The organism is Streptomyces sp. ActVer (assembly GCF_027270795.1).
Taxonomy (GTDB): Bacteria; Actinomycetota; Actinomycetes; order Streptomycetales; family Streptomycetaceae; genus Streptomyces; species Streptomyces umbrinus_A.
In genome coordinates this window covers 1-6,562 of the sequence record NZ_JAPWHT010000532.1, presented here as the reverse complement: position 1 = coordinate 6,562, position 6,562 = coordinate 1, and the positions used below count along the sequence as shown (strand labels likewise).

4 protein-coding genes and 1 pseudogene are annotated in these 6,562 nt (G+C 71.8%); 3 read left to right on the top strand and 2 right to left on the bottom strand.

Features of this window, described 5'->3' with window-relative positions:
- Positions 1-85: 85 nt before the first annotated feature.
- Together pruA and O3Q52_RS46520 are read right to left on the bottom strand one after the other, a co-directional pair.
- Positions 86-1,726: an L-glutamate gamma-semialdehyde dehydrogenase gene (pruA, locus tag O3Q52_RS46525; RefSeq protein ID WP_269654526.1), complete on the bottom strand. Its 1,641-nt coding sequence runs from the start codon at positions 1,724-1,726 to the stop codon at positions 86-88.
- 91 nt (positions 1,727-1,817) lie between these two features.
- On the bottom strand, positions 1,818-2,744 hold the full coding sequence (locus tag O3Q52_RS46520; RefSeq protein ID WP_269654525.1) for a proline dehydrogenase family protein: 927 nt from the start codon (positions 2,742-2,744) through the stop codon (positions 1,818-1,820).
- A gap of 192 nt (positions 2,745-2,936) precedes the next feature.
- Here O3Q52_RS46520 and O3Q52_RS46515 point away from each other — a divergent pair, with 192 nt between their 5' ends.
- From O3Q52_RS46515 to O3Q52_RS46505, 3 genes and pseudogenes are all read left to right on the top strand, one after another.
- Complete coding sequence (locus tag O3Q52_RS46515; protein ID WP_269654524.1) at positions 2,937-4,379, top strand: helix-turn-helix domain-containing protein; 1,443 nt, start codon at positions 2,937-2,939, stop codon at positions 4,377-4,379.
- Between the two features lie 324 nt (positions 4,380-4,703).
- Positions 4,704-5,243, top strand: a pseudogene (locus O3Q52_RS46510) (ABC transporter substrate-binding protein); the annotation flags it as partial.
- A gap of 5 nt (positions 5,244-5,248) precedes the next feature.
- Positions 5,249-6,562: ABC transporter permease subunit (locus O3Q52_RS46505; RefSeq protein WP_269654523.1), on the top strand; the 1,314-nt coding region annotated here is incomplete at its 3' end.

The following is a 6,562-nucleotide window of genomic DNA, read 5'->3' as shown; positions in this document are numbered from 1 at the left end:
CCGAGCGGGGGCGGATCTCAGCCCGAGCGGGGGCGGATCTCAGCCCGAGCGGGGGCGGATCTCAGCCCGAGCGGGGGTGCAGATCTCAGCCCATGTGCGGGTACGGGTAGTCGGTCGGCGGGACCAGGGTCTCCTTGATGGCGCGGGTCAGGGTCCAGCGCATCAGGTTCTGCGGGGCGCCCGCCTTGTCGTTGGTGCCGGACGCGCGGCCGCCGCCGAAGGGCTGCTGGCCGACGACGGCGCCGGTCGACTTGTCGTTGATGTAGAAGTTGCCCGCGGCGTAGCGGAGCTTCTCCATCGTGTACGCGGCGGCCGCGCGGTCGCCCGCGATGACCGAGCCGGTGAGCGCGTAGTCCGACACCGACTCCATCTGGGCCAGCATCTCGTCGTACCCGTCGGCCGTGCTGTCGTCGTACACGTGCACCGCGAGGAACGGGCCGAAGTACTCCGTCGTGAAGACCTCGTTCGCCGGGTCCGTGCACTCGACGACGGTCGGGCGGACGAAGTAGCCGACCGAGTCGTCGTAGGTGCCGCCCGCGACGACCGTGCAGGACGGGTCGGCGTGCGCCCGGTCGATCGCCGCCTTGTTCTTGGCGAAGGAGCGCTCGTCGATGACGGCTCCGATGAAGTTCGACAGGTCGGTGACGTCACCCATGGTGATGCCGTCGATCTCGGCCGCGAACTCCTCCTTGAAGCCGGAGTTCCAGATGGAGGCCGGGACGTACGCGCGCGAGGAGGCGCTGCACTTCTGGCCCTGGTACTCGAAGGAGCCGCGGGTCAGGGCCGTCTTCAGGACGGCGGGGTCGGCGCTCGGGTGCGCGACGACGAAGTCCTTGCCGCCGGTCTCGCCGACCATGCGGGGGTAGGTGCGGTACTTCTCAATGTTGTTGCCGACCGTCTTCCACAGGTACTGGAAGGTCTTGGTCGAGCCGGTGAAGTGGATGCCCGCGAGGTCGCGGTGGACCAGGGCGACCTCGGAGACCGCGATGCCGTCGCCGGTGACGAGGTTGATGACGCCCTTGGGGAGACCGGCCTCCTCCAGCAGCTGCATGAGGAGAACGGCCGCGTGGGTCTGCGTCGGCGACGGCTTCCAGACGACCACGTTGCCCATCAGCGCGGGCGCGGTCGGCAGGTTGCCCGCGATCGCCGTGAAGTTGAAGGGCGTGATCGCGTAGACGAAGCCTTCGAGCGGGCGGTGGTCGAGGCGGTTCCAGACGCCCGGCGAGTTGGCCGGCGGCTGCTCGGCGAGCAGGTCACGCGCGTACTTGACGTTGAAGCGCCAGAAGTCGACCAGCTCACAGGGACAGTCGATCTCGGCCTGCTGGGCGGTCTTCGACTGACCGAGCATCGTCGAGGCGGCGAGCGTCTCGCGCCACGGACCGGCCAGCAGCTCGGCGGCGCGCAGGATGATCGCGGCGCGGTCGTCGAAGGACATCGCGCGCCAGGCGGGCGCGGCGGCGAGGGCCGCGTCGATCGCGTCCTGGGCGTCCTGCTGGGTGGCGTTCGCGTACGTGCCGAGGCGGGCCTTGTGGTTGTGCGGCTGCACGACGTCGAAGCGGTCGCCGCCGCCCATCCGCTTCTCGCCGCCGATGGTCATCGGCAGGTCGACCGGGTTCTCGGCGAGCTCCTTGAGCTTGGACTCCAGGCGGGCGCGCTCGGGAGAGCCGGGGGCATAGCCGTGCACCGGCTCGTTGACGGGGGTGGGGACCTGGGTGACGGCGTCCATGGTGTCCGTAACTCCTTAGTGAGCGGTGTTCTCGGGGCTCAAGCCCTGGATCTCGGTTCTGTTTCTCAGTTCTGGTGCTCGGTTCCTGTTCTCAGCTCTTGGTGAGGATCGAGCGGCCGAAGAAGAGGAGGTTGGCCGGCTTCTCGGCGAGGCGCCGCATGAAGTAGCCGTACCAGTCGGTGCCGTACGCGGTGTAGACACGCATGCGGTGGCCTTCGGCGGCGAGCCGGAGATGCTCGTCGCTCCTGATCCCGTACAGCATCTGGAACTCGTACTCGTCGGGCTTGCGGCCGGCGCGCCGGGCCAGCTCCTGGGCGATCGAGATGAGGCGCGGGTCGTGGGACCCGATCATCGGGTACCCCTCGCCCTCCATCAGGATGCGCAGGATGCGGACGTACGCCTTGTCGATCTCGGCCTTCTGCTGGTACGCGACCTCGGCGGGCTCCTTGTACGCGCCCTTCACGAGCCGTACGCGGCTGCCGCTGTCGGCGAGACGGCGGGCGTCGGCCTCGGTGCGGAAGAGGTAGGCCTGGATGACGCAGCCGGTCTCCGGGAAGTCCTTCCGCAGCTCCTCGTGGATGGCGAACATCGAGTCGAGGGTGGTGTGGTCCTCGGCGTCGAGCGTGACGGTCGTACCGATGGCCGCGGCGGCCTCGACGACGGGCCGGACGTTCGCGAGGGCCAGCTCGTGGCCGCCCTCCAGGGACTGCCCGAAGAGGGACAGCTTCACCGACATCTCGGCGCGCTCCCCGAGCTCCAGCCGCTTGAGGCGGTCGATCAGCTCCAGGTACGCGTCACGGGCGAGCGTGGCCTGCTCCGGCGTGGTGATGTCCTCGCCGACCACGTCCATGGTGACCTCCAGGCCCTTGGCCGTGAGGTCCTGGATGATCGGTACGACCTGGTCGACCGACTCGCCGGGGATGAAGCGGTCGACGACCGGCCTGGTCATCGGGGCCGCCGAGATCAGACGACGCATCCGGTCGCTGCGCGACGCGGCGAGAATCACGGGACCCAGCACGGGGCACCTCCACAACAAGGCCGGCGGAAGGCCGTACCCACCGCCGCCCGGCGGCGTTCCGGTACGACACGGAGAACCACCGTGAAACCTAAGGATCCCTCCGATCGTCGGCCATCGACAGCTGTCACGCATCCGTGCCCCGGATCTCAGACAGATGTATGAAGGCGCGGGGAAATGATGGAGAATGCCCGGGTGACATCGGATCCCAAGGGCGAATACCAGGAGCTGGTGGACGAGATCTCGGAGCTCCTCGGCGCCCCCGCGACGCTGGAGAACCGCGACTTCGAGCTGATCGCCTTCGGCGCGTACGACAGCGAGGGCGAGCTGGACGCCTCCGCGCTGGACCCCGTACGCGCCCGCTCGATCCTCACGCGCCGCTCGACCTCGACGGTCCGCACCTGGTTCGAGGGCTTCGGCATCGCCCGCGCCACGGCACCGGTCCGTATCCCGCCCACGCCGGAGGCGGGCGTGTACCGGGGCCGCGTCTGTCTGCCCGTACGCCATCGGGGTGTGGTCCTCGGATACGTGTGGCTGCTGGCGGACGATCCGGGTCCCACCGACCGGCAGCTCTCCGCGGCGATGGAGGTCACCCCGCGCATCGGCGCCCTGCTGGCGGACGAGGCCCAGGCGGGCGCGGACCTCAGCCGTGAGCTGCGCGCGGTCCTCACCGCCGAGAGCGGCTGGCAGCGCGACATGGCACTGGCGGAACTCCACACGGAGCTGGGCGCCCGCGGCGAGGGCCTCCACACAATGGCCTGCGTGGCCCCTTGGCCCTCGTCCCACCCCGACGACGCGCCGTCGGTCCGCACCATCCCCTCCGCCACCGCCGTCTGCGCCCTCCCCTGGGGTCCCACCGCCCAGAGCCTGGCCCTCCTGGTCCGCCTCCGCTCCCCGGAGGTCCTCACCCCGGCGACCACGGCGGCGGCCCGCCTGCTGGAGAGGGCGGAGGGGGTACGGAGATCAGCGCGCCCACAGCCCTCCACGGCGGAGCCTGGTCCTCCTGGGGCCCACCGGCAAACCGGCGGGACCCAGGGCCGGGACACCGGGTCGGAGCAGCAGCCCGGCCGGGCGGGCGAGGCGGAGGCCGGGCGGACGGCAGAGGGGACAAGGGGAGCCGGACGGGCGGCCGAGGGGACAGGGGCAGCCGGGCGGACGGCCGAAGCCGCAGTGGGAACCGGGCGGGCGGCCGGGCAGGCTCCGGAACCGCATGGCCCCCGCCCCGGCCGGGTCGTGGCCGGGATCGCCGTCCCGCACTCCGGTCTCGCCGACCTCGCCACCGCCTGGCAGGAGGCATCGGCCGCCGCCCGCGCGGCGCTGGCCGAGCCGCGGCTGGGCCCGGTCGCGCACTGGTCGTCCATCGGCCCGTACCGTCTCCTCACGACGCTGCCGCCGACCGCGTCCCACGACCCCGCCGTACGTCCGCTCCTGGCCCCCGCCCACCGCGAACTCGCCCACACCGCCGAGGTGTTCCTCGACTGCGCGGGCCAGGCCGGCCGCACCGCCGCCGAACTGGGCATCCACCGCCAGACCCTGTACTACCGCCTCTCCCGCGTCGAACAACTCACAGGCCTCGACCTGGACGACGGCGAGCACCGCCTGCTCCTGCACATGGGGCTGAAGGCGCTGCGGCTGTAGGAAGCAGCACCTCTGGGGCCGACGTTCGGAAGCACTGTGCGACACACCCCCGTTGTCACCGACTCGATCGCGGAGAACCACCGATCGCGGTGAGGACGTGGTGGAGGGCGGCGTCGCTCGGTGCGCGGTCGCGCCAGCGGGCACCGATGTGGCCGTCGGGTCGGACGAGCAGCGCCCCCTGGGGGCTGAGGCCATAGCCGGCGCACCGGGCTCGACGAGATGGTCCACGGATGGGTGATCTCCGAAGCGGTCGGGGGCAAGAAGCCCGCGCCGGAGATCTTCCGTGCGGCGGCGGCCGCCGTGGGGGCGTCCCTGCGCGGGGCCTGGGCCGCCGACCTGCGGAAGCCCGTCGAGCGCGCCAAGTCCGCCGATCCGGACGGGAAGACCATCACGATCGGTACGTTCACCGACCGCGCCGAACTGCCCGAGGTCGCCCAGACCCTGCAACAGCAGCTCCAGCGGGCCGGGTTCAAGGTGAAGCTGGACGTGCGTGAGTACGCGAACATCGAATCCGACGCGCTGGCGGGCGAGTTCGACGCGTTCATCCTGTCCCGGGCGACCGTCCTCGACTCGGGCGACCCGGCCGCGTACCTCTACAGCGACTTCGGTTCGAAGGGTTCCTTCATCATCTCCCAACTGTCCGACAAGAAGGTCGACGCGGCCCTGGAGAAGGCCGCCGGGACGAAGACCGGTGACGCGCGCCGCCGGGCCGTCATCGACGCGGAGGCCGCGGTGCTGGCCGCCGACGCCGCGATCCCGATGCTGCACGAACGCGTGATCCAGGGCGACGCGGCCGGAGTCGTGAACGTCGAGCACGACCCGCGCGAGCGGGCTCTGATCACCGCGGACACGTACGTCAAGTGACGTTCATGGCACGCCTGTTCACACCCGGCGGCCGGGCCGCGCTCACCCGGCTCGGCTGCCTCGCCGCGGTTCTCGCCGCCGTCGGACTGCTCCCCTGGCTCTCGGGCCGCGACCCCGCCCTCACCGTCCTGCGCGCCCGCTCGGCCGAACAGGAGGGCACGCCGGAGGCCCTCGCCGCGATCCGCGCCGACCTCGGCCTGGACGCGGGTCCCCTTTCCCTGCTGGGGAGTTGGCTCTCCGGCCTGCCGCGCGGCGACCTCGGCACGTCCTGGGTGTCGGGCACCGACGTCCTGCCGTCGGTCGTCTCCGGACTCCAGGTGTCGCTCGCCCTGATGGGCGCGGCGCTGGGGGTCGCGCTCCTGGTGACCTGCGCGGTCGTCGCACCGGTTCTCGTACGAGGCCGGGGCTCGGCCGGCGCGGTCGCCGCGATGCTCGCCGCACTGCCCGAATTCCTGCTGGCCACGGTCGCGTTGCTGGTGTGCGGGGTGTGGCTGGGCGTGCTGCCGACCTCCGGCTGGCAAGGCCCTCAGTACGTGGTGCTGCCCGCCGTCGCACTCGGCGTTCCCGCGGGCGGACTGCTCGGCCGGCTGGTCGCGGACGCACTGCCGCCCGTCCTCGACGAGCGCTGGATGGAGCTGTGGCGCGGCGCCGGGGTCAGCAGGGCCCGCATCTCGGCCGCCGCCCTGCGTCGCGTACTCCCGCCACTGGTACCGCAGTTCGGGATGGTGGCCGTCGGACTGACCGGCGGGGCGGCCGCCGTGGAGACGGTGTTCGCGGTGCCGGGCATCGGACGTACGGCGCTGGGGGCGGCCAAGTCGCAGGACCTGCCGCTGCTTCAGGGATCGGTCCTCGCGCTGCTCGCCCTCGGCCTCGTCACGGGCGCGGCGGCGGGCGTCGTACGGCGTCGGCTGCTCGGCCCCGCCCTCGTGATCGCCGACGAACCGACGACGGCCCAGGACCCGGAAACCCAACGCCGGCTCCTCGACCTCCTGACCCACCGCAGCGAGGCCACAGGCACGACCCTGGTCCTGATCACCCACGACCTCCCCATGGTCCGCGAACACGCCGACCGAGTACTGGTCATGTACGCGGGCCGCCTGGTCGAGGAGGGCCCGGTGGAGGAGGTGTTCGCCCGCCCCCGGGCCCCGTACACGGCAGGCCTGCTGGATCGGCGCCCGGTCAGGAGTACCCGGACCAACCAACCCAGCCCAAGGCGCCCTTCAAGGGGCGCGGGGAACTGCGCGCTCGGCCACAACGAACCCGCAGAGGACGACTCCCCTCGATCCCCGGCGCCCCACCCAACCCCACCGCCCTCCCCC

Bases quoted from the DNA above. Each gene is read 5' to 3' on its own strand.
- pruA (WP_269654526.1), bottom strand. From the start codon at position 1,726: ATGGACGCCGTCACCCAGGTCCCCACCCCCGTCAACGAGCCGGTGCAC.